General features: G+C 56.7%; 25 protein-coding genes. 12 read left to right on the forward strand and 13 right to left on the reverse strand.

What is annotated here, in order from left to right; genetic code table 11:
• Positions 1–5: 5 nt before the first annotated feature.
• Together DHN60_RS00225 and DHN60_RS00230 are read left to right on the forward strand one after the other, a co-directional pair.
• A complete protein-coding gene (locus tag DHN60_RS00225) occupies positions 6–431 on the forward strand; it encodes a DUF4345 domain-containing protein (RefSeq protein WP_108835271.1) in 426 nt (141 codons plus the stop codon).
• A gap of 624 nt (positions 432–1,055) precedes the next feature.
• Entirely contained in the window at positions 1,056–1,826 is a 771-nt protein-coding gene (locus DHN60_RS00230; RefSeq protein WP_108835272.1) for a hypothetical protein, read from the forward strand.
• Positions 1,827–1,832: 6 nt separating this feature from the next.
• Here the strand turns inward: DHN60_RS00230 and DHN60_RS00235 are convergent, their stop codons facing one another.
• From DHN60_RS00235 to DHN60_RS00245, 3 genes are all read right to left on the reverse strand, one after another.
• A complete protein-coding gene (locus DHN60_RS00235) occupies positions 1,833–2,681 on the reverse strand; it encodes a metallophosphoesterase (RefSeq protein ID WP_234423464.1) in 849 nt (282 codons plus the stop codon).
• A 64-nt stretch (positions 2,682–2,745) separates the two neighbouring features.
• Positions 2,746–4,143 carry a hypothetical protein gene (locus tag DHN60_RS00240; protein WP_159089062.1) on the reverse strand — a complete coding sequence of 466 codons (1,398 nt, stop codon included), beginning with the start codon at positions 4,141–4,143 and terminating at the stop codon, positions 2,746–2,748.
• A 55-nt stretch (positions 4,144–4,198) separates the two neighbouring features.
• Positions 4,199–4,855: a hypothetical protein gene (locus tag DHN60_RS00245; RefSeq protein ID WP_159089063.1), complete on the reverse strand. Its 657-nt coding sequence runs from the start codon at positions 4,853–4,855 to the stop codon at positions 4,199–4,201.
• Between the two features lie 172 nt (positions 4,856–5,027).
• On the opposite strand from DHN60_RS00245, the gene DHN60_RS00250 reads away from it, so the two are divergent.
• The 4 genes from DHN60_RS00250 to DHN60_RS00265 all read left to right on the forward strand — a co-directional run bounded on the left by DHN60_RS00250 (position 5,028) and on the right by DHN60_RS00265 (position 6,611).
• The gene (locus DHN60_RS00250) at positions 5,028–5,327 is read left to right on the forward strand and encodes a hypothetical protein (RefSeq protein ID WP_108835276.1); all 300 of its coding nucleotides are present in this window, start codon (positions 5,028–5,030) and stop codon (positions 5,325–5,327) included.
• Between the two features lie 101 nt (positions 5,328–5,428).
• Positions 5,429–5,725 (forward strand): hypothetical protein, encoded by a 297-nt coding sequence (locus tag DHN60_RS00255; RefSeq protein WP_108835277.1) that lies wholly within the window; start codon positions 5,429–5,431, stop codon positions 5,723–5,725.
• A gap of 35 nt (positions 5,726–5,760) precedes the next feature.
• Positions 5,761–5,940 (forward strand): hypothetical protein, encoded by a 180-nt coding sequence (locus tag DHN60_RS00260; protein ID WP_108835278.1) that lies wholly within the window; start codon positions 5,761–5,763, stop codon positions 5,938–5,940.
• 56 nt (positions 5,941–5,996) lie between these two features.
• Positions 5,997–6,611 (forward strand): hypothetical protein, encoded by a 615-nt coding sequence (locus tag DHN60_RS00265; protein WP_108835279.1) that lies wholly within the window; start codon positions 5,997–5,999, stop codon positions 6,609–6,611.
• Positions 6,612–6,706: 95 nt separating this feature from the next.
• Here DHN60_RS00265 and DHN60_RS00270 read toward each other — a convergent pair whose 3' ends face one another.
• Positions 6,707–7,444: an STAS/SEC14 domain-containing protein gene (locus DHN60_RS00270; protein WP_159089064.1), complete on the reverse strand. Its 738-nt coding sequence runs from the start codon at positions 7,442–7,444 to the stop codon at positions 6,707–6,709.
• Between the two features lie 173 nt (positions 7,445–7,617).
• Here DHN60_RS00270 and DHN60_RS00275 point away from each other — a divergent pair, with 173 nt between their 5' ends.
• The 4 genes from DHN60_RS00275 to DHN60_RS00290 all read left to right on the forward strand — a co-directional run bounded on the left by DHN60_RS00275 (position 7,618) and on the right by DHN60_RS00290 (position 15,824).
• Positions 7,618–7,872 (forward strand): GlsB/YeaQ/YmgE family stress response membrane protein, encoded by a 255-nt coding sequence (locus tag DHN60_RS00275; protein WP_108835281.1) that lies wholly within the window; start codon positions 7,618–7,620, stop codon positions 7,870–7,872.
• A gap of 290 nt (positions 7,873–8,162) precedes the next feature.
• The gene (locus DHN60_RS00280; RefSeq protein WP_108835282.1) at positions 8,163–14,474 is read left to right on the forward strand and encodes a GAF domain-containing protein; all 6,312 of its coding nucleotides are present in this window, start codon (positions 8,163–8,165) and stop codon (positions 14,472–14,474) included.
• Positions 14,471–14,806 (forward strand): Hpt domain-containing protein, encoded by a 336-nt coding sequence (locus DHN60_RS00285; RefSeq protein WP_108835283.1) that lies wholly within the window; start codon positions 14,471–14,473, stop codon positions 14,804–14,806. Before DHN60_RS00280 ends, DHN60_RS00285 begins: the two co-directional genes overlap by 4 nt.
• A complete protein-coding gene (locus DHN60_RS00290) occupies positions 14,799–15,824 on the forward strand; it encodes an adenylate/guanylate cyclase domain-containing protein (protein WP_108835284.1) in 1,026 nt (341 codons plus the stop codon). The genes DHN60_RS00285 and DHN60_RS00290 overlap by 8 nt, the downstream gene beginning before the upstream one ends.
• 22 nt (positions 15,825–15,846) lie before the next feature.
• On the opposite strand, the gene DHN60_RS00295 is transcribed toward DHN60_RS00290, so the two are convergent.
• The 3 genes from DHN60_RS00295 to glyA form a co-directional block, all read right to left on the reverse strand.
• Positions 15,847–16,098 (reverse strand): YdcH family protein, encoded by a 252-nt coding sequence (locus tag DHN60_RS00295; RefSeq protein ID WP_108835285.1) that lies wholly within the window; start codon positions 16,096–16,098, stop codon positions 15,847–15,849.
• A 21-nt stretch (positions 16,099–16,119) separates the two neighbouring features.
• Entirely contained in the window at positions 16,120–17,016 is an 897-nt protein-coding gene (gene ppk2 / locus DHN60_RS00300) for a polyphosphate kinase 2 (protein WP_108835286.1), read from the reverse strand.
• Positions 17,017–17,175: 159 nt separating this feature from the next.
• Entirely contained in the window at positions 17,176–18,471 is a 1,296-nt protein-coding gene (gene glyA / locus DHN60_RS00305) for a serine hydroxymethyltransferase (protein WP_108835287.1), read from the reverse strand.
• A 174-nt stretch (positions 18,472–18,645) separates the two neighbouring features.
• Here glyA and DHN60_RS00310 point away from each other — a divergent pair, with 174 nt between their 5' ends.
• Positions 18,646–19,407 carry an NAD kinase gene (locus tag DHN60_RS00310; RefSeq protein ID WP_108835288.1) on the forward strand — a complete coding sequence of 254 codons (762 nt, stop codon included), beginning with the start codon at positions 18,646–18,648 and terminating at the stop codon, positions 19,405–19,407.
• 521 nt (positions 19,408–19,928) lie between these two features.
• On the opposite strand, the gene DHN60_RS00320 is transcribed toward DHN60_RS00310, so the two are convergent.
• On the reverse strand, positions 19,929–20,282 hold the full coding sequence (locus tag DHN60_RS00320; protein WP_108835289.1) for an SCO family protein: 354 nt from the start codon (positions 20,280–20,282) through the stop codon (positions 19,929–19,931).
• A 288-nt stretch (positions 20,283–20,570) separates the two neighbouring features.
• Here DHN60_RS00320 and DHN60_RS00325 point away from each other — a divergent pair, with 288 nt between their 5' ends.
• Complete coding sequence (locus DHN60_RS00325; protein WP_108835290.1) at positions 20,571–21,584, forward strand: hypothetical protein; 1,014 nt, start codon at positions 20,571–20,573, stop codon at positions 21,582–21,584.
• Between the two features lie 38 nt (positions 21,585–21,622).
• On the opposite strand, the gene DHN60_RS00330 is transcribed toward DHN60_RS00325, so the two are convergent.
• The 5 genes from DHN60_RS00330 to DHN60_RS00350 all read right to left on the reverse strand — a co-directional run bounded on the left by DHN60_RS00330 (position 21,623) and on the right by DHN60_RS00350 (position 26,448).
• Entirely contained in the window at positions 21,623–22,711 is a 1,089-nt protein-coding gene (locus DHN60_RS00330; RefSeq protein WP_234423465.1) for an SPOR domain-containing protein, read from the reverse strand.
• A gap of 65 nt (positions 22,712–22,776) precedes the next feature.
• Positions 22,777–23,409: a uracil phosphoribosyltransferase gene (upp, locus tag DHN60_RS00335; protein ID WP_108835291.1), complete on the reverse strand. Its 633-nt coding sequence runs from the start codon at positions 23,407–23,409 to the stop codon at positions 22,777–22,779.
• 167 nt (positions 23,410–23,576) lie between these two features.
• Positions 23,577–24,746 (reverse strand): phosphopentomutase, encoded by a 1,170-nt coding sequence (locus DHN60_RS00340; RefSeq protein WP_108835292.1) that lies wholly within the window; start codon positions 24,744–24,746, stop codon positions 23,577–23,579.
• The gene (locus tag DHN60_RS00345) at positions 24,746–26,053 is read right to left on the reverse strand and encodes a thymidine phosphorylase (protein ID WP_108835293.1); all 1,308 of its coding nucleotides are present in this window, start codon (positions 26,051–26,053) and stop codon (positions 24,746–24,748) included. The genes DHN60_RS00340 and DHN60_RS00345 overlap by 1 nt, the downstream gene beginning before the upstream one ends.
• A complete protein-coding gene (locus DHN60_RS00350) occupies positions 26,050–26,448 on the reverse strand; it encodes a cytidine deaminase (RefSeq protein ID WP_108835294.1) in 399 nt (132 codons plus the stop codon). The genes DHN60_RS00345 and DHN60_RS00350 overlap by 4 nt, the downstream gene beginning before the upstream one ends.
• Positions 26,449–26,527 lie beyond the last annotated feature (79 nt).

Below are 26,527 nucleotides of genomic sequence, written 5' to 3' on the forward strand. Positions count from 1 at the left end.
CAATCATGGAATTTGGTTTTAGACGCAGACTGGTCCTGGGCATTTCCGGATTGGCTGCAATCACTGTCGGTCTGGCTATCACACTGGACCCACAGGCCTTCTACGCCAGTTATGGCATCGTGCTTACGCCGCAACCAAACTTGATGAGCGAGCTTCGTGCACCTGCTGCCAATCTTGCGGTACTTGGCCTGATCATCCTGTCTGGCGCCCTTTACAAAAGGATCACGCATTCAGCCGCGTTGCTTGGAACGGCCGTATTTCTGGCTTTCGCGATGGGTCGAGTGGTTAGTCTGGCCCTTGATGGTCGACCATCTGACAGCATTCTTGCCGCGCTTGGGATTGAGGTCGTTCTTGCGTTGCTATGCTTGTGGGTTGCTGCTCCAAGAAGACAACGCGCGGATAAAGTTAGCGGAGCTGGCGTAGGCGCTTGATTAAAAAAGTCAGCCCTGGCGCAAAGTGCCTTTTGGTTCACCGCCACCCGCACCTTTTGGGGCGGGTGGCGGATATTTATCCTCAGCTTTTTGCTTTGAAAAACTTGCAAAGTTCAGCTCGTTCCGCCCCCTATACACACGGCCGGCTTGTCGGTTTACCTGCTTCAGTCGTCGCTTACCAAACGAGCTTTCGCGTCAGTCATCTTGTTCTCGGCTCGGCTCGGCTCATCATCACCTCGTGTTGATCTCTCTGTGACTGGATCATCGGAGTGTTGTTAATCATCCCACACCAAAGATAGGCCCGCACTTTTCCCTCGCATGTTCGTGGGCGCGCGCTAACGCAAGGAAAAGAAGCGTGCGGGCATTGGAAACACTATGGTCGCGGTCCAGCTTCAGACTGGTCAAGATATGCACGATTTTGCTCGTATGTTATGCCCCTTTTGCCGTTTCATCGTGATGGTCCGTAAACGCAGACGGCAGCAAGATCACGGTGAGCGACTGTATTTCTATGGGTTTGGATTCGTCGCTGGGGGCTGACCTTTCAATGTTCTGCTTGCTTGCACATCATTGTGTTTTGCGGCACCCGTAGGAACAGGATGTACCTTTGGATAAGCAACTGAAGCCATGAGTTGGAAGCAATCGATTTTACTTTTAGCGCTCCAAACTCTGCTGTGGGTCGACGCCGCGGCTGCACAATCATTTGTTTCCGATGCAACCAGCAATTTACCAATCGCCAATGAAGTCAACATTGGCGGTGGTGGATGGGCGCAGATCTACAACCAAGCGGAGCTTGCCGCCTTTGCGATTGATGTCGTTGTTGCACTCGCGCTGGCGACACTGATTGCTTTGCACCCGGTCAGGCGTGCGGCGCGGTCGAAAACTATTGATTTCATCCTTCCACGTCTGTTTGCTTTTTACGCGCTGATTGGAATGGTCGTTGGTTTTCTCGTGGATCAGCACGGTTACATCATCGGCTTTGTGGTGTTCGGCATCGGCGCTCTGTTGCGCTTCCGATCAAACCTTGATGACCCGGTCGATACGGTTGAAATGATCCTTGTGACAGTGCTTGGGCTTTGCGTTGGGCTTGATTTGCCGGTCATGGCGATCCTGATTGGCGCTGTGAGTTGGGTGTTGATCTGGGTGAGCGGTCGCCGCTTGCCGATCGAATTGCGCCTGCAGGCCGACAGCATGGAACGGCTTGAGCATGCTTTGGATCGTGTTCATCAAATTGCACGGCAAGAGCAGTGGAAAGAGGGCTATTTGCACCGATCGCACTCGAAAAACAGCGCGCGTTTGATTTTGCTGCTTCACGCCTCGATCGGAGAAGAAGGCGTCGAAACCGCATTGCAAAAAGGGTTGGATGGCGAGGGTCTGATCTGGAAAGTTGGCAACTAGGCCGCGCTAGCGCATCAGGTCCAGGCGCCTCAGCACACCGATGTCTTTGGGCAGCGATCCGAAATCAATGGCCCTTGCATAGTCAGGTCCGCGGCGTGCCTCGACATCGATTGTGCCGTCCGGTGATATCGTCAGAATGGTTAGCGCGTGAGGCGCCCTGTCGCGTGTCCCGATCAAAGCCCGTGGTCCGCCGCCCAGACAGGCCTGACTGACATAGGCGACACCGTCCTTGTATCCCGGCCAGAATGCGTGGTGATGGCCGGACAGGTGAAGATCAACGCCCAGTTCCTGATATAGCTCTTCAAGTGCCGGATCACCGATGATCTCCCTTTCGCGTTTGATTGCGAAGGGAAAGAGGGGCAGGTGGCTGAACGTCACTGCTGTATTGGCTTGCGACATCGTGGTTTTCAGGCGGTTGTGTTGATCACCCCGCAAAGGCCCCAACGTGGTTGCGTCCAAAGAGGCAAAACGCACGCCACCGATTTCGAAGACGTAAAAGAATGGGTATCCAGCATCGTCGATGAACTTGAGGTCCGGTTTGCGATCTTCCCACTCGGCGGCAAAAATCCGTCTCTCTGCCGCAAAGGCTTCGTACGCGCTCGCATCATGATTGCCCGGAGTGACCGCCAGAGGAATCCCCGCGCGATCAAGCGGATCGCTGACAGTTTCGTGGAACGCAGCCCACATGCGCTTAACGTGCGCGTTGGACAACACCGGACTTCGCTGTCCTGCCACCATGTCGCCGGTGGAGATCACCAGATCTGGTTTTGTCTTAATGATCCAGTCCACTGCGCGGGACACGCGCGGCGCGTAGTCGGTGGAGCCATAAGAGCCATTGAGGTCTGAGATGACCACGACTTTTATTGGCTTGGCGCAAGAGACACCCGCCCAGCATATCAACAAAAGCGCGGCGAGAGATTTAAGCACCACAGGCAATCTGTTGTTCGACAACCGCGCCGGTCAGAAAGAACTCCTTTGGGGACAGGTCGAAGCGGAGGTTACCCGCTTCACAGGTCGCTTTCAGTATCCCGGTGGCGAGGCTGGTGTTTTTAACGATCTGATCAATCTGCCCTTCGTTCAGACCCACAGACGCAGAAACCCATTCAAAGAGTGGACCCTTGGATTGGAGGTCCTGATCGAGCGCCACTAACTTTTGGTAAGTGTCCGCACTCATGTGCCGCAGCTTTTCGAGCATCTGAGTAGACTTCGCGAAATTGGCATATTGCACACGCCCGCCGGCATCGTTGTCGTTAAGGTTTGTCCGGCGGATCAGTTTTGCTTGTGCTGGGACAGAGGCATCGCCGGGCTCGTGGTGCTTTGCCTTCTTATGCTTCACCTCGCCGTTTTCTACCCAGTAGTAGTAGGGGGTAAAGTCGATGTTTCCGACGCGGTCTTGTTGGCTAAAGATGAAATCCATAACCACAATTTCCGACAGTTCTTTCATCCAGAAAACCATCTGTTCGGGAGCGGTGTCAGCCCCCAGATCACGGGCGATTTGTGGATCACGGGCGCCTTTGGCCAACCCGTCCGTTATTGCGTCGGCTAGTGGTTTTTCCGAGCGCAAAGCCAGAAAGGCGGGCGTTTCCTGAAAGTCGAAATTCTGTCCCTTGCCCCAGCCTGATTTTCTGGTGCCATTTATCTCTGAGCCATATCGGTGCCCCGGGCTTGATGTCAGTACCCCAAAGATTTGCTGCCGGTCCGAGGTAAACAACTCATCGGTTGGCGAATACTTGTCTGGGTTCTGGTCCGCTGCCACAAGCATCTGCCAGCCGGCATTGTTCATACGCGCGCTGCGGTTATGCCCAGATATCGACAAACCTGGGCGCGCCACTTCGCTCAGGTGCATTTGTGCATCCATCGAGCGCCAGACCGTGACGGGGACTTTGACCGTCGCGTCGAAGTACCGTGAAAAGTGGTAGTACAGCAAAGCGGACGGCGAGAAGGTTCCCGAAGTGCCGCTGGCATTCATCGTTGGCTTGAACTTTGCAAGGTCAGTCTTGGCGAGACCTTTTGCCGATTTTCCTTCGGTGCAGGCATTGCGTTCAAAGCCTGTGCGATCCATCGCGTAGTTGCCTTCCGAAACATCGTAGATCATCATCCCCGGAGAGGTGCTCCACGTCTTCGGGCACAGGGCAACTGCCGGTGCATAGAGGTCGATCTGGCAAAAGGCGGTCTCTTCTTTGAGATCGCCGTTACTGTATTTCCCCCCCGGAATTTGGGCGATGCGTACACAGCGTTCCGCCAATCCGTTTGGACTTTGAAAAGTGGTTTCGGTGCCGATCACGTCGTCTGACGCCAACAGCGGTGTGGTGGACATGAATACAAGTCCTGCGAGCAGTGTCAGGCGCATAGCAATCCCTCGGTTGATAGAACTATTTCGGGCAGATAGCGGCGCGCTGTGCGTCAGAAATCGCAAGCGATGGGTCCACTGAGAATTTGGCAAATTTCCCGTCTATCCAGCCGTCGCAACCTCCCGAGCACGGGGCACCGTTGCGCGCCTCGTTCCAGTAGTCTTTTGCCCGTGCTTCAGACCATCCGCAAAACTGCACAAGGGCCATGGCAGACAACGCGCCGGACGAATGTACGCCCCACATGCAATGCACCAGCACCGGGCCACTGTTGTTGACGATTGCCTTGTGAACGTCCTTCATCACTGCCGCAGGCCGCGAAGACCGGGCTGATTTGTATTCGAGCGATCCAGCACCACAGGAGGTTGTTCCATACGACGTGTTCTTTCCAAAATCCGCATAGAAAGCTTCTGAAAAACCGGACTGACACAGGCTTTGTTTTTGCGGTTCGGACAGCCCGGTGCGCCCCTTGTCCCCGCCCTGAAATCCACCGCGATAGAGAACGCCGGACAAAACCGGTCGAAAGAAGGCCATTCCATCTGGCTGGCCAGACATCGACCGTACCATCATTGCTTTATCGCTTGGCCCGCCTGAACGCGCTGTAAAACCGTCGGCGGCCGTGACCGTCGGCAATAACAGTACAAACACGAGCCAGAAGTAATTTGGAATTTTTGCAAACATCTTGAACGGCATCCCCCGTGGTTTGTGACGAACGCGGCGTTGGTAGCCTTTGCGTTTTCTACGTCAGCTTGTTTTTATAGCTCGGCGGCTTTAAGCAAGACTACCGTATCACGAAAGCGTCACCAAGCAAGGCGTGCACCGTCTGTGCGTGGGGCCAACAAGGAGGACACTCATGTTCAAAAAAATTTTGGTAACACTGCCTGCTTTGGCCGTTCTAGCGGCTTGCGACGAAGGCACAACAAGCCAGAGCGCTTCAAGCGCTGAACCCACTGCTGCCCAACAGGCATGTTTGCGGGACGTGACGGCCACAACGAACAATCCGGATGTTGTCCTTCTTGGTTCTGAATTCTCAGAGGCCGGTACGCTGGTGCGCGTCGGTGTAGGCCCCGACCGGGCGCCTTGGCAGTGCATCGCCTATAGTGATGGCACGACTGACGGCATCCAATCCCTGACGAACGAAGGCACGCTGTAGTATTTTTTGAGTTTGCCCCGAGTGCTGGCGGCCGATGATCGGCCGCCACCTTGGCATGTCTCAACACCGCGAAACGTCTTAAAGCAATCAGAGGAAACGAAATGAAAATCGTAAACCTATTGGTCGTTGGCGGAATGACCCTTGCCGTAGCCGCATGTGACGATGGCGCCAGCGCCCCCGGACAACCTGCCGTTGGCAGCAGCACAGACCTGAGCGCATTTCAGGGTGCAGGTGCGGGACAAGCCGAATTGGGTATTCAAAACCTTGGCTACGAACTGGTTCGCAGTGAAGGGTTGACCAGCTATTGGTTCAATCGCGAAACTGGTGCCTGTGCGGAAATTACGACGTCCGAAGGCGTCTATTCATCCGTTAACATGCTGCCAGCCGGAGATTGCTGAAGCCGCCCCATACTGGAATTCGGAGTTAATCAGCCATGCATTTTGACTTGGCCCACGCGATTGTCACGGTCGCGCTGCTTTTTGCCACTCTGTTTGTGCTGAAAAAGGTCGGCGTGATCACAGAAGGTGAAGAACGGAAATTCAGTTGGACCGCGGTCATCGCAATGGCCATCGTCGTCTTCATCCTGAATCTGATCTGGCCATATGGGCCTTAATTGAGTGGACCGGATTTGACCGCGACACAGAAACTGCGCCGACAGAGGTATCACACATGAAAAATTCTACACTTCACCTTGCTGCCGTCTTGCTTGCAATGAGTGGCGCACCCGCTTTGGCAATGACGGACGAAGAAGACGCGTGCATTGACGAACTCCGCCGAGTTGGTGGGCCAGATGGGCAATCCGGCATTATTGAAAGCTCTGAGTTTTCTGAGGCCGGTACTCTCGTCATGCTGCGTGATGGGGGCGGCAGTCTTTATCGGTGCATTGCCTACAAGGACGGTAGCATCGGAGAGATGACCGCAGTGGACGCAATGGATGACGGTGATGGCGCGTTGTCTGCTGAGGCCGGTGCGACGGCAAGCCAACGCGTGCAGTTCGATGCTGGTGCGACTGGCGCTGAACTGACTGGGTCACTCGCGCCGGGAGCGTCGGCACAGTACCTGATGGGCGCCAAGAACGAACAGTTTTTGTATGTGCGTGTCGCCCCCAAAAACGGCGCGTTGGACTATGTCATCCGAAACCCCGATGGATCGGAACTGTTGGGGTTGATGACAGCTGATCAGGAATATCGCGGACAGCTTTGGCAAACCGGCGACCACATTGTCGAGGTCATAAACAGAGGTGCCTCAAACGTCGATTACAATGTCATCTTCGGAATTGAGTAGTCTTTAAACCGGATCGTGAAAGGGTTGGGGCCTGCTTATCGCAAGAAGGTCCCGCCTTACACATTTCGTTCGATGAGAGGGGCGCTAAACCCCTCTTATGTCCTGATCCAAGCCTTGGCGTCTTCGAACTCGTCATTGTCAAAAACCATAACTTCGGTCGGCATCAGGCCGCCAAACAGCTTTGCGCTTTTGCGTATCCAGTCGATATCTGTGACCAAGGCCAGCTTTGAAAACGTGGTGAAGTGCGAAAACCCAAACCGCATGTCGTCCCAAACTGCTCCCGCTGAATAGCCGTCAAAGTACTGGTCCAGAACACATAACAGTTTCAGCTTGTCATGTTCTTTTGCAGCCTCATCGATCAGCGGTACGAGGCTGTTTGAATAGTCCTGCGACGTGATTAACCCGGAAAAGCGCAGGGCAATGACATCTCTTGGAAAGCCTTCCATTTGCGTGATCGCACCGGGGTGATCTTCTTCCATGGCGGCCCAGTTCAGCGCGTCCTCAAGGGCCTCTGATTTGAAACGCCTGATCTTCGCAGCCGTAAAAACATCAGCGAGAGGTCGTGCCAACGAAAGGAGAACGCTGTCGGTCACGAAGGCTACTTTTGGGACGATCTTGTGGCGGTCATGAACGAATGAAAGATGCGACTTCAATGCATCGAAACTGTCCCACATCGGGGCGCTGTCCGTCTTTATGACAAGGCTGGGGACTTTGTCATACTCGTTGATGTACCCGTTCATTGCCGCGACAAGGCCGTCGATATCTTCCTTAGAGATCGCTTGTTCGGGTGAAATCACCATGATGTTTTCACGGTCCCTTAGGTCCAGTTTCATTGGTCGATCCCCCTGTTTGAGAATGCGAGCGTACCATAAGCAGCGATTCTGCTGAACGGCCAACTGGGCGCATGGGATAACCAAGGCGGTGCCCATCAGAAACACTAGGCTTGAGTATTCTCGTGCGGGCAGCGCATGGTTGGGTTGATCAAAACCTAACGAGAGGAACAAACATGACGTTCGGAAGCATCATTGCAATGTTGATCATCGGAGCACTTGCCGGCTGGCTGTCGGGCAAGGTTATGCAAGGTCGCGGCTTTGGACTGATGGGCAACATAATCGTAGGGATCGTTGGCGCATTCGTGGCAGGATTGATATTCCCGGCGCTCGGGTTTTCGGTTGGCGGTGGGCTCATTTCCTCAATATTCCATGCCACGATTGGCGCGATCATACTGCTGTTTATCATTGGGTTGATCAGACGCGCTTAGAATTGGCTGCTGGCGGTGCGCCACACCAATTGGGTCAAAGCATGAGCAGCGGCGTGACAAAGTGCACACCAGTCAGCCTGACAGCATAGATCGCTTGCCTCAGCCCGCCTGACGCCCCTAAGCTCGGAGTGTTCTATTTAGCATCTAAGTCGTTTTTGAATGCGATATCTTGAGTGGCGGGGGATTAACAGGACTCGGACAACGCAGATCAATCTTCGTCCGAAATTGGGTCCGGTCACACGGGGCGTAGCAAACTAAGCCCAGATGATCTGCAGGCCCAGCTGGCTGCGATGTCAGAGATCATGCAAGTGATCAACGCATCGCGCCATGATGAAGCCCCGATATTCGCCTCTATCCTCGACCACGCCAGAACCCTGTGTAACGCGCCGATGGCGGGCCTCATCCTCGCGCGCGCGGGCGACCCCCACCAAAGGCTTGCTGCGCATATCGGAATGGCGCCGGCTGGAATAGCGCTTTACGAAAGCGGTCAAATGAAAATGGACGCGTCGCTGTCCTATGCCGCCAGATGCATTCTGAACGCCGAATTGATCGCATTGCCCGACATGGGGCAGAGCGATCTTTATAAGGCGAGCAGCCCAGTTGTCCGATCGATGGTAGACGAAAGCGACATACGGAGCATTCTCTTTGTCCCGCTGATCCTGAATGGTGCGGCCATCGGTCTGATCACGCTCTTTCGGCAGGAGGTGAACCCGTTCACGGCCAGTGAGATTGTCCTGCTCAAAACCTTTGCCGCGCAGGCTGTCATTGCAATCGAGAATACGCAACAATTCAATGAGACCCAACAGGCACTGGCTCGCCAGACCGCTACGTCAAACATCCTGCGGGTCATCAGCGCGTCACCGACCGATACGCAGCCTGTGTTTGAGGCGATCATCAAAACCGCGACGGAGATCAGCAAGTCGAGTTACTGCATGCTGCTGCGTGTTGAGAACGGCATGTCCTACTTCAGTGGCAGCTACGGGTATGGCGAGGATGAATTGGCCGACAGCGATGTTCAGGCCCCAATCGCGTTAAACGACAACACGATCGCAGGGCAGACTGTGAAGTTGGGCCACACGTACCGGTTAGAGGATGCCACGACTCCTGATTACCACGACCACCGCCTTGCGCGCAGCAAGGGCATCGAATTCGCAATAGGTGTGCCGATCCACGTAGGCAAACGGGTCTGGGGCGTGATCTCTTTGGGCTGGCCCAAGGGATACAGACCGCCCGAAGCGGATATCGAACTGGTCGAGACTTTTGCCGATCAGGCGAGTATCGCGATCGAAAATGCGCGCCAGTTTGACGAGACTCAAGCCCGAACTGCCGAGGTCGAAGAGGCGCTGGAGTATCAGACGGCGACGTCCGAAGTGTTGGATGTCATATCGCGCTCGCCCAACGAGTTGATGCCTGTACTGGATGCGATCCTCTCTGTCGCAGCCCGCATCTGCGAACCGCATTATGCCTATGTGGCGATGCTGGACCCGGAGGACGGTCTGTATCACATGGTGACCTCGTTGAACGTGGATGCGGAATTCTTTGAGTATCTCAAGGCCAACCCAATTGAACCGGGACGAGGGACATGCACTGGACGCACTGCGCTATTGGGGCGGACTGTCTATATTGAGGATACGGAACACGACGACAGCTATGAGTGGAAAGAGGCGGCGCGGCTGGGATCGTTTCAGTCGACCGTGGGCGTTCCACTGATCAAGGACGGTATCACCGTCGGCGTCATTTCATTGGCCCATTCTCAGCCATATGGGTTCGCGAAGAAACAGATCAAGTTGGTCGAAACCTTTGCCGCCCAAGCTGTCATTGCGATCAGCAACGCGCGGCTATTTGACGAGGTGCAGGCCCGAACGGCTGAAGTCACTGAGGCGCTTGAGTATCAAACCGCAACGTCTGAGGTGCTGGATGTCATCTCTCGCTCTCCCAACGAAGTGCAGCCAGTGCTCGAAGCCATATTGCGCGTGGCGGATCGGATTTGTGGACCCGAAGCGGCATATGTCGCGCTGCTCAATCCTGACACTGGCATCTACGACGTCGTGGCGACACAGAAAGGGAACGACCGCTTCAGAGAGGTGATTGCTGAACAGGTGTTCAAGCCCAGCAAAGATACGGGAACTGGTCGTGTCGCTTTGACCGGCAAGACAGTCTACATTCAAGACGTCAGGACGGATCCCGACTACGGCTGGAAAGAAAAATCGCAAGCCGCGGGGTTCATGTCTATTTTGGGCATTCCTCTAATCAAGGACGGCGTGACCGTGGGTGTGATTTCGCTGTCCCACGGCAAAGTTGCTGCATTCAGCAAAAAGCAAATCGCATTGCTGGAAACCTTTGCTGCGCAAGCCGTGATAGCACTGAACAACGCCCGTCTGTTTGACGAGGTTCAGCAGCGTACCACTGAAATTGAAAGTGCATTGGTGCGCGAACAGGCTAGCGCGGACATCCTGCGGGTCATCAGTGAGTCTCAGTCCGATCTGGAGCCTGTCTTTGAGGCCATCCTCAGCCGTGCAGCACAACTATGTGATGCGCCGATGTCGAGCCTGAACATCGTCAATCCGGAACGCACGCACGCCAATCTTGTGGCCCACTACGGCGAAACATTGCAGGCGCTTGAGGTGGGCAAGACGCAGTGGCCTTTGGATGGCCCGCTGTCAATCGCAGCATCAATCATAAGCAAACGAGCAGTGCTCATCGAGGACTTGAAAGACACGGACGGGTACCGCAACGGCGAGGAGATCCGACGCCACGCAGTCGATGAAGAGGGGGTACGTACTTTTCTTTCCATACCGCTGATCCACAAGGGTGAAGGCATAGGCTGCATGGCGCTATACAAGCGTGAGGTTTCCCCATTCAGCGCCGACGACATCGCACTCTTGGAAAGCTTTGCCGATCAGGCGGTAATCGCCATCCATAATGTGCGGCTTTTCAACGAGACCCAGACCGCCCTCGTGCGCCAGACCGCAAGCGCGGATATTCTGCGCGTCATCAGCGGGGCGCAGACTGATGTGCTGCCGGTGTTTGAGGCAATCTGCACTGCCGCCACAGCGTTGCTGACGAGCGATCTGGCTTTTGTGATGACAAGCGACGGGAAAACCTATTCACCTCTGGCGGGTGCGACGCCCGATGGCGTTCTTGATGATCTGGGCCCTCAAAACATACCCGTAGATCCCGAACAAAATTACCCGTCGCGCGCTATCCTCAGCCAAGAAGTACTGCATCTGCCCGACTGGACCGCGCTTGATTTGCCTGCGCATGAGCGTGTGGTTCACAAGAACTACGGTGTGAATTCGGCGCTCTATGTGCCGCTGATCAGCAAGGGCAAGTTTCTGGGCCTCCTTGTTTTTGCCCGCCGCGAAAAAAGAGCCTACTCGGACGATGACATTGCGCTCGCTCAGTCCTTTGGGGATCAGGCCGTTATCGCCATCGAAAACGCGCGACTCTTCAACGAAACCCAAACCGCCCTCGCGCGGCAGACAGCAAGTGCCGACGTATTGAGGGCAATCAGCGAGTCACCGACCGATGTTGCGCCTGTATTTGAAGAGATCGTAAGCTCTGCCATCAGCTTGGTATCCTGTGACAGGGCCGTCCTTATTCTTTCTGATGATACGTGCCTCTGGCAGGCCGCCGTTGCGACTCAACAAGGTCATACGTCTGATTTTTCTCGCACGCGTCACCCAATTGATCCGGACGACAACATACCGTCCAGCGTAATTGTCTCAAAAAAGAAATGGCACATTACGGACTGGTTGGAAGAGGATTTGCCGCCAAAAGACGTGGCGATACAAAAAGAAAGCGGATACCGGGCATCTTTGGCTATCCCATTGCTCAGCGGTCAGAAATGTTTTGGCATGATCGCGTTTCTGCGCCTGCAGGCCGGGGCTTTTAGCGATGGTGAAATCACCATGGCGGAGTCTTTTGGGGATCAGGCAGTCATAGCAATCCAGAACACGCAGCTCTTCAACGAAACACAAACATCCCTTGCGCGGCAGACAGCCAGTGCGGAAATCCTGCGCGTGATCTCGCAGTCGCCGGATGATCTGCTACCGGTCCTGGACCGGATCACCCGCAGCGCCACAGAAGTGTGCGACGCGCGGTTCTGTATGTTGTGGCGCTACAAGGACGGTATGATCCATTACCGCTCCAGCAGCGGATTCACGCCAGAATTCATGGAGGAATACCTCAAAGACTATCCGATGCCGACAAGGGAAACCTCGATCGCCGGTAAGACAATCGAGCGTGGTGGGCGATATCATTTGGAAAATGCTCAAGACCCAGAAGCGTACTTTGACTGGGAGACGGCGCGCATACATGGGTTCAAGCACATCGTCGGTATGCCCGTGATGACAAAGGGGCAGACTTGGGGGGTCCTTATTGTCGCCTGGCCAGAATCTATCATCCCGGACGAGGGACACTTTGAACAACTGAAGGCTTTCACCGATCAGGCCGCTATCGCGATCCAAAACGTCCGTCTTTTCAACGAAACACAGACCGCCCTCGCCCGGCAAACTGCCAGTGCCAACATCCTGCGCGTCATCAGCGGATCACCAAACGATACCACTCCGGTGTTCCAGGAAATCGTGAAATCGGCGGTGAAACTGATCGACTGCGATATGGCGGTTGCTCTGATCAAGACGCAGGAGACACTGTCGCAGGTGGCCGTCGCAAATCGGGATGGTTTGGTTGAAAAACCCGCCGAAATTAGCGTTCAAATTGACCCGGACCACAATCTGCCATCCAAGGCCGTCGTATCTCGCAAAGTCTTGCACACACCGGATTGGGATAGGGCCGAGCTTTCGCCCATGGACCAAACAATCAGAGAGCGCGTGGGGATCAAGTCGACGATCATGCTGCCGCTGATCCACGGTGACGATTGTGCGGGCACCCTGAACATCTTCCGTTTTGAACAAAAGGCCTTCACTGACGAAGAAATTGCCTTGGCGCAGACCTTCTGCGATCAGGCTGTGATCGCCATCGAGAATGCGCGCCTGTTCCGCGAAGCACAGGATGCACGCGCCGCTGCGGAAAAGGCAAACGAGGCCAAGAGTGCCTTCCTGGCGACAATGAGCCACGAAATCCGCACACCCATGAATGCTGTGATCGGAATGAGCGGGCTGTTGATGGACACGCCCCTAGACCCCGAACAGAACGATTATGCCCGCACGATCCGCGACAGTGGTGACGCGTTGCTGGGTATCATCAACGAGATCCTCGATTTTTCAAAGATCGAGGCTGGGCAGATGGATATCGAGGATCATCCCTTTGATCTGCGCGACTGCGTTGAATCCGCCCTTGATCTGGTGAGCGGCCTTGCCGGTAAAAAGCAACTTGATCTGGCCTATATCATGGACGACCAAATGCCTGCTGCGATCAGTGCTGACCTGACGCGTATGCGGCAAATCTTGTTGAACCTTTTGTCCAACGCCGTGAAATTCACGGACGAGGGCGAAGTTGTGTTGTCTGTGACCTCCGAACCCGAGACTGATGGTGCCGTTCTGATCAACATAACGGTGCGTGATACCGGTATCGGATTGACCAAAGACGGGATGGAGCGTTTGTTCCAGTCCTTCAGTCAGGCCGACAGTTCGACAACCCGCAAATATGGTGGCACCGGTCTGGGGCTCGCCATCTCAAAACGCTTGGCTGAATTGATGGGGGGGACCATGTGGGCCACCAGTGATGGTGCCGGGCATGGATCCACCTTCCACTTCACCATCCGTGCCAAGCCCGCCGCACTGCCAAAAACGCAAGCCCGCAGCCTGACTGGCGCGCAATCCGAAGTCGAAGGCAAGCAGTTGCTGCTGGTAGACGACAACGCGACGAACCTGAAAATTCTCAGTTTGCAGGTCGAGAAGTGGGGCGCGCAGGCGCAGACATTCCTGAACCCACGTGAGGCCCTGAAGGCGCTTGAAAATGGTGCCGCGTTCGACCTTGCCATCCTTGATATGCATATGCCCGAAATGGATGGAATCGCCTTGGCAGAGGCAATGGTGAAACTACGCCCGGAGCTGCCCCGCATCCTGTTCAGCTCGTTGGGTTTGCGCGACGGGGATGCGCAGAAAGACCTGTTTGCCGCCTACCTCTCCAAACCGCTCCGCCAGTCCCAGTTGTTCGACACGCTGGTCACTGTCTTTGCCCCCGCTGATGCCCCCAAGGTCGCCGCTGCGCGCCCGGACAAGCCCAAGACTGATCCAGAGATGGCCAAACGCCATCCGCTTAGGATCCTTTTGGCCGAAGACAATCTGGTGAACCAGAAACTGGCCACGCGGCTACTTGAACAGATGGGCTATCGCACAGACCTTGCCAGCAATGGCGTAGAAGCACTGCAAAGTGTGGCACGGCAAAACTACGATGTGGTGCTGATGGATGTCCAAATGCCGGAAATGGATGGGCTTGAGGCGTCACGCCGCATCCATGCTGACCACCCCGGCGACACGCGTCCGAAAATCATCGCAATGACGGCCAACGCTATGCAGGGGGACCGCGAGATGTGCATCGCGGCCGGTATGGACGACTACATCGCCAAACCCATCCGCGTGGACCTCCTGATTGACGCGCTGTTGCGTGTCCCGCCCAACATCAAGGAAACATCATGACAGACGCTTTGATCGATGAGGCTGTTTTTACAGAGCTTGCGGATGCAATGGGGGCTGAGTTCGCCGCCGAACTGGTCGATACGTTTTTGAGTGAGGCTCCGGGCATGTTTGCCGAATTGCGCGCCGCCTTTGTGGGGCGAGATGCGGACAACTATCGGCGCGCGGCCCATTCCATCAAGTCCAACGCAGATGTCTTCGGTGCCCGTGCGCTGGCAGATCAGGCCCGCGCGATGGAGATGTCCGAACTGCCAGAAAATGATACCGCCATTGCGACCCTTGACGCCATCTATGCGGACACGTCCGCTGCCCTGAAGGCCCGGTTGCATGACTGAGAGCCAAGCGCATCTGCTGATCGTGGATGACAATAAGGTCAACCGTTTGCTCATGTCGCGCAGCGTGGAAATGCTGGGGCACCGGGCATCATTGGCAGAGAATGGCAGAGTTGCCATGCAGATGCTGCAAACCGGTCGGTACGATGTCTTGCTGCTGGATATCGAGATGCCCGAGATGGACGGGTTCGAGGTGCTTGAGGCCCTGAAAGCAGATCCTACTTTGCGCGACTTGCCGGTGATCGTCACGTCCTCGGTCGAGGGGCTGGACAACATTGTGCGCTGCATCGAACTGGGCGCTGAAGACTACATTCCCAAGCCCGTCAACAAAACTTTGCTGAATGCGCGTCTCAATTCCAGTTTGGAAAAGAAGCGGCTTTATGATGAGCAAAAGAAGCTGCTTCAGCGTTTTGCCACCGATGAAGTGGCCAAGGATCTGAACGAACAGGGGTTTACCATCGGCGGGCGACGGATGACGGCAACGGTGCTGTTTTGCGATATCCGCGACTTTACAGCCTTGTCCGAGGATATGAGCCCCGAAGCGACCATTGAGCTGCTCAATACCTTTTACACTTTGATGTTTGATGCAGTCACAGGCCATGGGGGCATTGTCAGCTTGATGGTTGGGGACGGTTTGATGGCGCTGTTTGGGGCGCCGCAGGCTTTGGAGAACTCCGCTCAAAGTGCGGCATCCGCCGCACAAGAGATGCGCGATATGATGGGTGTGCTCAATCAAGAACGCGATGCGATGGGCGAGAGTATGATCAAGGTCGGCTTTGGCATCGCTACCGGAGAGGTGGTGGCGGGCTATGCTGGCACAGATGCGCGCGCCACCTACACCTGCATCGGCAAGACTGTGAACCTTGCCGCAAGGCTTGAAGCACACACAAAAGTGGCAGGTCACACGATCCTGTGTGACCTGCAGACGCAGCGTGCGCTTGTAGATGGGGAGGGCAGCGCGCCACTGTCGCCCGTTCAGTTCAAGGGTTTTTCCGAGGCGCTGGATGTCTTTGCCCTATAGGCGCGGACCGCACTGGGAAACTTTATGACTGCGCAGTCTGCTGCATCAGATAACGATAAATCTCGTCTTTGAGATGCATCCGTTCTTTGCGCATCTGGACCAGATGGTCGTCCGAAGTTGGTTCAACATCTGTCTCTGCCCGGTGCACCGCCCGATTGGCGGTGTGATAGGCGTCGCTCAGCTTGGCGAAGTGGGCATCCTTCTCGCGCAAATCGTGCATGAGTGCGGTGTGTTCTGGAAAATCCTCGGCAAGTTCGTGGGGTGTATGAGACATGTATTGTCCTTCTTTGTTGGCTTAGTTGGTGGTTTTGCGCGTTTGCGGGTGCAGGGACGTGGCAAGGATGTGATCGGAATTTTGCACCACGTGGTCCGCGTGCAGAACGATCAGCGGGTCGGGCAGGGCCGCAACTTCGGTGTCTTTGTCTGGATAGTCCAACTGCGAAAGAAAGTGTTTCATGCAGTTGAGGCGCGCCCGCTTTTTGTCGTTGGAGCGGATGACGGTCCACGGCGCATCGGCAGTGTCTGTGTAAAAAAACATCGCCTCCTTGGCTTCGGTATAGTCATCCCAACGTTCAATGCTGGCGCGATCAATTGGCGAAAGCTTCCAACGTTTCAGCGGATCGGTTTCGCGTGAGGCAAAGCGGCGCCGTTGTTCTTCCTGCGTGACTGAGAACCAGTATTTGAACAGTTTGATGCCCGACCGGGTCAGCATCCTTTCGAATTCTGGGGTCTGTCGCATGAACTCGAGGTATTCGTTGGGTTCACAAAACTCCATGACCCGCTCTACGCCGGCACGATTGTACCAGGACCGGTCATATAAAACGATCTCACCAGCTGTGGGCAAGTGTTTGATATAGCGTTGAAAGAACCACTGGCCGCGCTCTTCTTCGGTTGGTTTGTTTAGCGCCACGACACGTGCATCACGCGGGTTCAGGTGTTCCATGAACCGCTTGATCGTGCCCCCTTTGCCTGCGGCATCACGCCCTTCGAACAGCATCACAAACCTTTGGCCCGTATCGGCAACCCAGTGCTGTACCTTCAGAAGCTCGACCTGAAGTGCCGCCTTCTCGGTCTCGTAATCGTCGCGCGAGATCTTGTTGGGATAGGGATATTCACCTTGCTCGAAACCGACAACCTCGGCTGCAAGTGGGTTTGCATCTGATTTGCTGTTTTTTGTGACCTTATCGAGCATATGGTTTCCTTTCCAATGAAAGGACCCTAGGGGCTGTTATCCTGTTCTGCTTTGATATGTGTCAAACGACGTTGTTACGCCCCAAATTTGGCCCAACGTGCAAAAGAAAAAGCCCGCAGTCTGACCTGCAGGCTTTGTGTTCTAAAGAAAGCGAAGGGCTTACAAACCGGGATACATCGGGTAGCGCGCGCATAGGGCAGCCACTTCGGCCTTGACCTTGTCTTCGACGGCGCCGTTACCGTCTTCGCCGTTTGCGGCCAATCCGTCGACCACTTCGATGATCCAATCGCCGATCTGACGGAATTCCGCTTCACCAAAGCCGCGCGTCGTGCCTGCGGGGCTGCCAAGGCGGATGCCGGACGTGATTGTCGGTTTCTCGTCATCAAAGGGCACACCGTTCTTGTTGCAGGTGATATGTGCCCGCCCCAGCGCTTTTTCGGTCGCGTTGCCTTTTACGCCTTTGGGGCGCAGATCGACCAACATGACGTGGGTGTCAGTGCCGTGCGTGACCGTGTCTAACCCGCCTTTGTGCAACTGATCAGCGAGCGCTTGTGCGTTCTTGATCACCTGTTGCTGGTAGGTTTTGAACGACGGATCGAGCGCTTCGCCAAAGGCCACAGCCTTGGCGGCGATTACGTGCATCAATGGCCCGCCCTGAATGCCGGGGAAGATGGCGGAGTTGAATTTCTTCGCCAGCGCCTCGTCATTGGTCAGGATCATGCCACCGCGCGGGCCGCGCAGGGTTTTGTGCGTGGTGGTCGTGGCCACGTGCACATGCGGGAACGGGTTGGGGTATTCCCCTGCCGCGATCAGGCCAGCAAAGTGTGCCACATCGGCCAGCACCCATGCGCCAACCTTGTCTGCGATCTCGCGGATGCGGGCAAAGTCGATGACGCGCGGGATGGCAGACCCACCGGCGATGATCATCTGGGGTTTATGCTCCAGCGCCAGCGTTTCGATCTGGTCATAGTCGATGTCGAGGGTGTCGCGGCGCACGCCGTATTGCACAGCGTTGAACCACTTGCCGGACTGGTTTGGCTTGGCCCCATGGGTCAGGTGCCCACCTGCATCCAACGACATGCCGAGGATCGTATCGCCTGGCTGCAACAGCGCCTGGAACACACCTTGGTTGGCTTGAGAGCCTGAGTTTGGTTGCACATTGGCAAAGCCGCAATCGAACAGTTGTTTGGCCCGCTCAATGGCTAGGTTTTCGGCCACGTCGACGAACTGGCATCCACCATAGTAGCGGCGGCCCGGATACCCTTCGGCATACTTGTTGGTCATCACTGACCCTTGTGCTTCGAGCACGGCGGCCGAAACGATGTTCTCGGATGCGATCAATTCGATTTCGTCGCGCTGGCGTCCCAGCTCGTCGCGGATCGAGCCAAACAGCTCTGGGTCGCGGTCGGCGAGGGATTGGGTAAAGAAACCGTCGGTGCGATGGGGCGCGTTCATGGGCACTCTCCTGATGATCTGCGAGTCGGGTTGAATTTGAACCGTTTCCTATCGGAAACCACGCCGGGCGCAAAGGATGTAAAGCGACGAATCCCACGCGATCGGCGGCAATGCTGGTAAGGGGTGAAAATATATGGTTCTTTCGGCACAAAGACACCACCATAGGAAACGCATATGTCGCTGAAAATCGCTTTTGCTGCCAGCGGCGCACCTGTGGCGCAGTCGGCGCGTGCCGCGCTTGTGGGTCGGTATGGCGACGCTGACCTTGAAGATGCGGACGTGATTGTGGCGCTTGGGGGGGATGGCTTCATGCTCCAGACCCTGCATGGCTCGCAGCACCTCAATGCCCCCGTCTACGGGATGAACCGTGGCACAATCGGCTTTCTAATGAACGAATACAAAGAGGCGGATCTCGAAGCGCGCCTTGATGCAGCGGAAGAGGCAGTGCTGAACCCATTGACGATGAGCGCTCGAGATGTGGATGGGCATGAACACAAAGCCTTGGCCATAAACGAGGTGTCGCTGCTGCGTGCGGGGCCGCAAGCGGCCAAACTGCGTATATCGGTGGATGATAGGCTGCGCATGGATGAGTTGGTTTGCGACGGTGCACTGGTCGCAACCCCCGCTGGTTCCACGGCCTACAATTACTCCGCCCACGGACCTGTGCTGCCGATTGGTTCTGACGTGCTCGCCTTAACGGCTGTTGCAGCGTTCCGCCCGCGTCGATGGCGGGGGGCTTTGTTGCCCAAAATGGCACGCGTGCGCTTTGAGGTTCTTGAACCCGAAAAACGCCCCGTTATGGCCGAAGCGGACTCCCGCGCCATCCGAAATGTAGTGTCAGTTGAAATCCAGTCCGAACCGGCCGTGGTTCACCGTATCCTTTTTGATCCCGGTCACGGGTTGGAGGAGCGGCTGATTTCAGAACAGTTCTCCTGACCCTGCGCGATCCGGTTCCGCCATCCCCGTGCACTGATTGCGGGGTGTCCCGGATGACCGACCCAACTGCCTGTGGGACAGCGCGCCAGTTCATCAACCCAGATTATCCGGGGCTTGAGCGCGCCGTGCATTGCCTGCCAAAATGAAGAACATGGTTCCAGATCATTTATGGCAAATCGCGACGCCCTACGGACTAGTCGCCAAAGAAGTCGAAAAATCACCCGTTTCTTATGACTAAATTTAGCGCGGTGGTGCGCGCTCTAACACCCCCGGAGCAGATCATTTAGGTTAAGACCGTAAAGCGCAAAACCATGTGCCCTAGCTTTGCGGGTCCAGATATCCACGCGCAACGCTCACCATTTGACCCAAATCCAAGACCGGACGCAGCAAGGTCAGAAATTCGCCCTCCGCATCCACCAGATGCACAAACCTGCCATGGGCATGGATCCAGCCATATCCCGGGTTCTCGAACAACGGGTGATCTCGACGGCAAAGGCGGCATAGGCCGCTTGCTGGGCACTCTAATCTCTGGCCAGCCCGACGAACTCGGGATGGATGTCGGCGAGGGGCGCACTCATTGCGTTCCCCCGATCCCGATGTTGGGCGGCGGTGATCATCACCGGGGTCACATCAATCCCGTCTTCGGCGCGCACATCAACATCCTGCGCCATCAGGCGCAGGGCAGCTGAGCGGATGTTGAGACAATTTGCGCACCCGAAAAACACGAGCTGCGCATTGCTGTTCGCAACAACCTCTGTGCGTACCCCCCCGTTCTGATCGACCAGTGTGTAAGGCCCGCCAATATTGACCGGAAATGAGCTTTGCCCAAATGCTGGCAGTACAGCGCAACACACGGCAGCAATAAGAGGACGCATCGCTCAGAAATTCTCTTCTATATAAGCCATTATCAATGGCGGGTCCGAGACACCCTTCGGATTCGATCATACCCTTCACGCGCGGGTCGCGGAGGAACCATGGGTCCTTGCCATTGGCTTCGGCGCGTTTCTTGGCCCCTTTCGATATGCTTTGAGCCTACGAAGAAAAGCCTACGCGTCAAATCGCGCTTTGGTTGCACGCATTTGTGATCGCTTGGCGCTGTCGGTCACGCATGCTAGTGTTGTGACAATTACAAAGAGGCACGAGCGGGCCCGGCACACACTGACATGACGGCACTGAGCAAATATGAGCGGCTCGAAGCGACGGGCTTGTGGCGCAGCGCGCCTGATGGGCAACGGCGCGAGGTGTTCGTGTCTATTGGCGATGCCACTCTGGTGATCAGTGATATCAACAACCGTGCGGTGACCCACTGGTCTCTGGCTGCAATTGAACGTGCGGCAGATGTGGATGGCCGCATTGTTTTTCACCCCGATGGAGATCCGGGTGAGACGCTGGAATTTGCCGCCTCAGAAACCGAGATGATCGAGGCGATTGACACGTTGCGCCAAGCTGTGGCGCGTGCCCGTCCGCACCCGGGGCGCTTGCGCTGGATGGGGGCTGCGGTGTCGGCATTGGCCGTTGGCGCGCTCGCTGTGCTTTGGCTGCCCAGCGCGTTGGTTGATCATGCAATGCGGGTCGTTCCCCCGGTGAAGGAGGCAGAAATTGGCGCTGCTTTGCTTGTGCGCATCGAACGTGTGTCCGGCGTGCGGTGCCGCAGTGTGCAGGCCCGCGACGCCCTGACGGCGCTGGCGCGACGTACTGGGGCTGCACGGATTGTGATCGTGCCCGGTGGTGTGCGCGAGGCCTTGGCGCTGCCCGGTGGAACAATTCTTCTTAACCGCGCTTTGGTGGAAGACTACGAAGAACCGGATGTGGCGGCGGGCTATGCCTTGGTCGAGCAGGCACGCAGTGTGGCCGTGCCCCCTTTGCGGACCTTGCTCGAACACGCCGGCGTTCGCGCCTCTGTCACTTTGCTGACCACAGGCGCTGTCCCGCCCAAGGCTTTGGATGACTTCACCGCTGCGCAGCTGTCACGCTTTGCACCCACCTTGCCCGCTGAAGAGGTCCTACCCGCATTCGCAGACGCCGCATTGCGCAGTACGCCATATGCGCGGGCGCGCGACATTTCGGGGGAACAAACGCTAGAGTTGATCGAGGCGGACCCAATGGCCGGTCAAGTATCTGACCCGGTGATGCCCGATCGTGATTGGCTACAGCTTCAATCCATTTGCGAAAGTTGAGCGTAGGGCGGATCAGGATCCGCCTTACACTCTAGCGCTTAGCGCACAAAGGCATCTTTGAAACCGACCTCGCGGCTTGTGTTCAGTGCTTGTGCAAGGCTGTCTGAACTTTCAAAGGGCCCTGCGACCACAACCTGATAGCGTTTTAGTCCGCGCCGGATCTTGCCAATGCGTGCTGGCAGACCTGCGCGTATGATACGTTGCGCGGCGGCTTGGGCGTTGGCTGGCTTGTCGTAGGTGCCGACCTGCACAAAACGACCCTTGCTGTCTGCCTTGACCTTGGCTGGAACGACCGGCTCGATGGCGGAACGTGTCGACACCGTCGGCGCACGGGTCTTGGCCTTGTTGCGCACAATCCGTTTTTGCAATTGGCCGTCGCGGTAAACAAGGGTCACACTGCCCAATTCGCGAAACTGCGTTTCCATGTCCGTGTATGGGTAAACCAATGCGATGGTGGCCGTCACATCCTTGCCAGACGTGCGATCCACAAGGCGGCGGGGCACCGTCTGGGTCCAGACCAGCTGGGTGCGAGCAACGCCTTCGAGCGATTGTTCGGCACGGCGCGGGTTCAGACGATCATCGTCCCACACGCGACGGTATCCTTTTGGAACCGGGAAAACGTCCTGCCGGGGCCGCGTTTCGTAAACCTGGCGTGGCACAATACGCGTGCGCGGCGTGACCACTGGTGCTGCGGGGGTCGCTTTGGGCGCTGTGCGCACAACTTGCGGTATCGCAGCAGCTGGCGCGGTGCTGCTTGCAACCGCCGCGGGGGCGGGTCTCGCTTGTGGCCTTGCGGTAGGGGGGTCAGCTTGGGGGGCTGTGGTTTCGGCGAGGACTGGCTGAGTGGAGTCTGAAGCAATCGCCTTTTGCGTTCCACTGAGCGTGGGCGTCTGCCCACAAATCAGTTGGCGTTGCTGGTTGACCCGCGGGACCCAGTTAATGTTGCCATCAATGCCTGCACGAATGAACACACATCCGTTGCTGTCGACGTATTGCGCGCCACGATAAGACGCCGGCGGCAGCTCAGCCGGTGCTTGAACAGCGCTGGTGGTCTGAGCTTGTGCAGCACCGGTGCCAAAACCCAGTCCAATGACAGTGATCGCGGCAATTCTTGTTAAATTCATCATATCCCCCACAAGATATAGGAGAAATGATGCCTCAAACGCGCTTGTTAGTAAAGCCGCAGGTGGCTTTATTTGGTGCCAAACATGCGATCACCCGCATCGCCAAGGCCCGGAACGATGTATCCTACCTCGTTCAGGCGCTCATCAACCGCCGCGGTGACGATGGGCACGTCGGGATGGGCTTCTTTCATACGCGCGATTCCCTCGGGGGCAGCCAGCAGGCACAAAAAGCGGATATTGGTCGCGCCGGCCTCTTTCAAAAGATCAATCGCCGCGGCGGACGAATTGCCGGTGGCGAGCATCGGATCAACCGCAATGACCAGACGATCCTCCAACGCTTCGGGCACTTTGAAGTAATACTGGACTGGTTGCAGGGTCTCTTCATCCCGGTAAAGACCGACAAAACCAACACGCGCTGATGGGATCAGCTCCAGCACGCCATCCAGCAATCCATTGCCTGCCCGCAGGATCGAAATGAGCGCCAGTTTCTTGCCCGCCAGGGTCGGCGCGTCCATCTCGGTCATTGGGGTCGCAATCCGCTTTGTCGTCATTTCAAGATTGCGTGTCACCTCATAGGCCAGCAATTGGCTGATTTCGCGCAACAACTGTCGAAACACAGCCGTCGGCGTGTCTGCATCGCGCATGATGGTCAGTTTGTGCTGGACGAGGGGGTGATCAACGATTGTGAGGTGGTCAGACATAGCGGCAGGCTCCTTGCTTACCCCTTAGTGCCGCGCCAGCCCGCCAAGGACAATCCCCTGACTCATTCCGCCCTGCTTCTCTGATTGAGAAAAATCCCGGGGTTTGGGGCAGCGCCCCAAGGCACGTGCGTCAGCACAAATTGAATCGTGCGCGCACGACAGTGCGCTCACTTTGGTGAAACGCCCAGATGTTCCGCCACGAGGGCCGCCACATCGACAAAACCCATCAACCCCAGTGGTGGCCCGTCGTAGCCCTCAACCAGTACCGGCACACGTTCGCGGGTGTGATCGGTGCCGACCCACGTGGGGTCATTGCCATGGTCAGCTGTCAGCACCAACAAGTCCCCCGGACGCAGGCGCGCGCGCAGCGCACCGATTTCGCGGTCAAACCACTCCAGATGTCGTGCATAGCCGGCCACATCCCGGCGGTGCCCGTAAAGGCTGTCAAACTCGACGAAATTGGCAAAGGTCAGACTGCCGTCTTCAGCGCTATCCACAAGATCAGACAGGTGGGTCATCAAGGTGGCATCGTCGCCTTTGCGGACCTCGTCAAAACCTTGCATTGAAAAGATATCTCCAACCTTTCCAATGCCATAGACGTGGCGCCCTGCATCCCGCACCCAGTTCGACAGGATTGGGGCGGGCGGCGTGATCGCATAGTCCTTTCTGTTGCCGGTTCGCTGAAATGATCCAGGGTCTCCCACAAAAGGGCGCGCGATCACGCGGCCTACGCGCATCTGGTGCAGTTTGGGCGCAACGGCCGCGCAGAGATCGAGCAGTCGGTCGAGGCCGAAATGCTCTTCATGTGCTGCAATCTGGAACACACTGTCCGCCGAGGTGTAGCAAATGGGCCAACCCGTTTTGATATGCTCAGGCCCGTGAAGCGTGATGATGTCGGTGCCTGATGAATGGCAGTTTCCCAAAATCCCGTCAGTTCCCGCTGCATCGCAAACCGCCCGCACAACATCCGATGGAAAGGATGGCGTGTCGTTGGGAAAGTAATGCCAATCCCATGGCACTGGTACGCCCGCCAATTCCCAATGGCCCGACGGGGTATCTTTGCCGCGCGACACCTCTGTTGCGGCGCCTGAGCGAGTCGAAGATGCTGTGCCGCCTGCCGCCAAGGCCATAACTTCGCGCAAGCCCATTTGATCAAGCGTCGGCACAGCCAGCGGCCCACTGCGTCCCTGATCAGCTGCACCTGCGGCACAGGCGTCAATGATATGACCAAGTGTATTGGCGCCGGTGTCTGGCACAGTGCCGTTGAAATAGGCATCTGCGTCTGGTGCACCGCCGATGCCTACCGAATCCATGACGACAAGAAAGGCGCGGCCCATCATCCGATCCGATCAAGGATCAAGTCGGGTGCCGGAACCGGGCTGGCGGAAATGGTGATCGCGGCGCGCAGTGCTGTTTCTGCCTGATCGGCATCACTTGCGCGTCCCGCATGCACCACAGCCAGTGGTTGGCCGCGTGTAACCTGTGTTCCGATACGCACGACATCTGACACGCCAACAGCAAGGTTCAGGGCCTCACCTTCGACTTTGCGGCCACCGCCCAGATCAACAACTGCCATACCCAGCGCTTCGCCGTCGATCGCAGTGACATAACCTGATGCAGGTGCCGCAATCTCGCGGATAACCGTGGCTTCTGGCAAGAAGCGCGCCCAACTCTCGACGAACTGAACCGGTCCGCCCATTGCGGCGATCATCGTGCCAAAGCGTTCAGCTGCGCGGCCATCGGCAATCGCGCCGGTGATTGCATCGGCACCCGCCTGAACATCCTCGACCAAATTCGCATCGGCCAGCAGTACGCCTCCAAGGCTGGCACACATCTCAACGAGTTTACCCTTGGTCTGTCCGGTCAGGACCTTCATCGTTTCCGCCACTTCAAGGGCGTTACCAAGGGCGGGGGCCACCGGCTGGCTCATGTCGCTGATCAGGGCCGTGGTTTTGCAGCCCGCAGCGTTCGCTGTCTTTACCAGCGCTTCGGCAAGTTCGTTTGCCGCTGCGCGGTCCTTCATGAACGCACCCGCACCGACTTTGACGTCCAGCACAAGGCCATCAAGCCCTGCTGCCAGTTTCTTGGACAGGATCGATGCGGTGATCAGATCAAGGCTTTCTACAGTCGAGGTCACATCGCGCACCGCATAAAGCCGCTTGTCTGCAGGTACGATGTCTGCCCCGGCACCAACGATGGCGCAACCTGCGCGGGTCACCACATCGCGCAACTGTTCGACACTCAGTTCGGTGGCCAGACCCGGGATCGCGCTCAGTTTGTCGAGCGTACCGCCTGTGTGCCCAAGGCCTCGCCCTGAGATCATTGGCACGAATACACCGCACGCGGCGAGGGCCGGAGCGAGGACAAGGCTCACACAATCGCCGATCCCGCCGGTGGAATGCTTGTCCAGAACCGGACCACCCAGATTCCAATCCAGCACCCGTCCCGAATCGCGCATTGCCATCGTGAGTGCGACCCGGCCCACATCACCGAGACCATTCAGGCACACCGCCATGGCAAAGGCCCCGGCTTGCGCATCTGTGACAGTATGGTCTGCTAGGCTCTGGGCAAACCAGTTCAATTCTTCGCGCGAAGGAGTCTGACGGTTGCGCAGTTTGCTGATTATCGTGCGGGCATCGCTCATGACCGGGGTTCCATATGGTCGGCGGTAAAGGCCCCGGGCAAAAGTTCGTCCATGCGCATTGTTTGTTCGGTTCCACCCGTCGTCGCCATTGTGATGGGCACGTCTGCTCCGGCGAATTCAGCGAGTTTCTGGCGACAGCCACCACAGGGGGGCACGGGCGTCGGGCTTCCTGCGATCACATAGGCGGCCGCAATCTCACGCTCGCCTGCGGCGATCATCGCTGCGATTGCGCCCGCTTCGGCACAGGTTCCTTGCGGGTAGGCGACATTTTCAACATTGCAGCCTGAAAAGACGGCCCCGGACGGAGTAAGGATCGCAGCCCCCACTAAAAACTTGGAATAGGGGGCATAGGCATTTTCGCGCGCTGACATTGCCGCCACCTTCAACTCATTCATCTCTCATACTCCGTTCACACCCACGCCATGTCGCACCGCGATTGTCGGAAAATCAACCCTTGGCGGCCGGTGACGGCGA

The sequence above is a fragment of the Tateyamaria sp. Alg231-49 genome (assembly GCF_900143535.1).
GTDB lineage: Bacteria > Pseudomonadota > Alphaproteobacteria > Rhodobacterales > Rhodobacteraceae > Tateyamaria.

What these genes read in the sequence shown, in the direction of transcription:
- DHN60_RS00310 (WP_108835288.1), top strand. Translation starts at nt 18,646, where the DNA reads ATGTCGCTGAAAATCGCTTTTGCTGCCAGCGGCGCACCTGTGGCGCAG.
- DHN60_RS00270 (WP_159089064.1), bottom strand. Translation starts at nt 7,444, where the DNA reads ATGAAACTGGACCTAAGGGACCGTGAAAACATCATGGTGATTTCACCC.
- DHN60_RS00250 (WP_108835276.1), top strand. Translation starts at nt 5,028, where the DNA reads ATGTTCAAAAAAATTTTGGTAACACTGCCTGCTTTGGCCGTTCTAGCG.
- DHN60_RS00330 (WP_234423465.1), bottom strand. Translation starts at nt 22,711, where the DNA reads ATGATGAATTTAACAAGAATTGCCGCGATCACTGTCATTGGACTGGGT.
- DHN60_RS00325 (WP_108835290.1), top strand. Translation starts at nt 20,571, where the DNA reads ATGACGGCACTGAGCAAATATGAGCGGCTCGAAGCGACGGGCTTGTGG.
- DHN60_RS00285 (WP_108835283.1), top strand. Translation starts at nt 14,471, where the DNA reads ATGACAGACGCTTTGATCGATGAGGCTGTTTTTACAGAGCTTGCGGAT.
- DHN60_RS00275 (WP_108835281.1), top strand. Translation starts at nt 7,618, where the DNA reads ATGACGTTCGGAAGCATCATTGCAATGTTGATCATCGGAGCACTTGCC.
- DHN60_RS00295 (WP_108835285.1), bottom strand. Translation starts at nt 16,098, where the DNA reads ATGTCTCATACACCCCACGAACTTGCCGAGGATTTTCCAGAACACACC.
- DHN60_RS00350 (WP_108835294.1), bottom strand. Translation starts at nt 26,448, where the DNA reads ATGAATGAGTTGAAGGTGGCGGCAATGTCAGCGCGCGAAAATGCCTAT.
- DHN60_RS00290 (WP_108835284.1), top strand. Translation starts at nt 14,799, where the DNA reads ATGACTGAGAGCCAAGCGCATCTGCTGATCGTGGATGACAATAAGGTC.
- DHN60_RS00260 (WP_108835278.1), top strand. Translation starts at nt 5,761, where the DNA reads ATGCATTTTGACTTGGCCCACGCGATTGTCACGGTCGCGCTGCTTTTT.
- DHN60_RS00320 (WP_108835289.1), bottom strand. Translation starts at nt 20,282, where the DNA reads ATGCGTCCTCTTATTGCTGCCGTGTGTTGCGCTGTACTGCCAGCATTT.
- DHN60_RS00265 (WP_108835279.1), top strand. Translation starts at nt 5,997, where the DNA reads ATGAAAAATTCTACACTTCACCTTGCTGCCGTCTTGCTTGCAATGAGT.
- DHN60_RS00340 (WP_108835292.1), bottom strand. Translation starts at nt 24,746, where the DNA reads ATGGGCCGCGCCTTTCTTGTCGTCATGGATTCGGTAGGCATCGGCGGT.
- DHN60_RS00240 (WP_159089062.1), bottom strand. Translation starts at nt 4,143, where the DNA reads ATGTCCACCACACCGCTGTTGGCGTCAGACGACGTGATCGGCACCGAA.
- DHN60_RS00255 (WP_108835277.1), top strand. Translation starts at nt 5,429, where the DNA reads ATGAAAATCGTAAACCTATTGGTCGTTGGCGGAATGACCCTTGCCGTA.
- ppk2 (WP_108835286.1), bottom strand. Translation starts at nt 17,016, where the DNA reads ATGCTCGATAAGGTCACAAAAAACAGCAAATCAGATGCAAACCCACTT.
- DHN60_RS00280 (WP_108835282.1), top strand. Translation starts at nt 8,163, where the DNA reads ATGTCAGAGATCATGCAAGTGATCAACGCATCGCGCCATGATGAAGCC.
- DHN60_RS00225 (WP_108835271.1), top strand. Translation starts at nt 6, where the DNA reads ATGGAATTTGGTTTTAGACGCAGACTGGTCCTGGGCATTTCCGGATTG.
- DHN60_RS00245 (WP_159089063.1), bottom strand. Translation starts at nt 4,855, where the DNA reads ATGTTTGCAAAAATTCCAAATTACTTCTGGCTCGTGTTTGTACTGTTA.
- DHN60_RS00230 (WP_108835272.1), top strand. Translation starts at nt 1,056, where the DNA reads ATGAGTTGGAAGCAATCGATTTTACTTTTAGCGCTCCAAACTCTGCTG.
- glyA (WP_108835287.1), bottom strand. Translation starts at nt 18,471, where the DNA reads ATGAACGCGCCCCATCGCACCGACGGTTTCTTTACCCAATCCCTCGCC.
- DHN60_RS00345 (WP_108835293.1), bottom strand. Translation starts at nt 26,053, where the DNA reads ATGAGCGATGCCCGCACGATAATCAGCAAACTGCGCAACCGTCAGACT.
- upp (WP_108835291.1), bottom strand. Translation starts at nt 23,409, where the DNA reads ATGTCTGACCACCTCACAATCGTTGATCACCCCCTCGTCCAGCACAAA.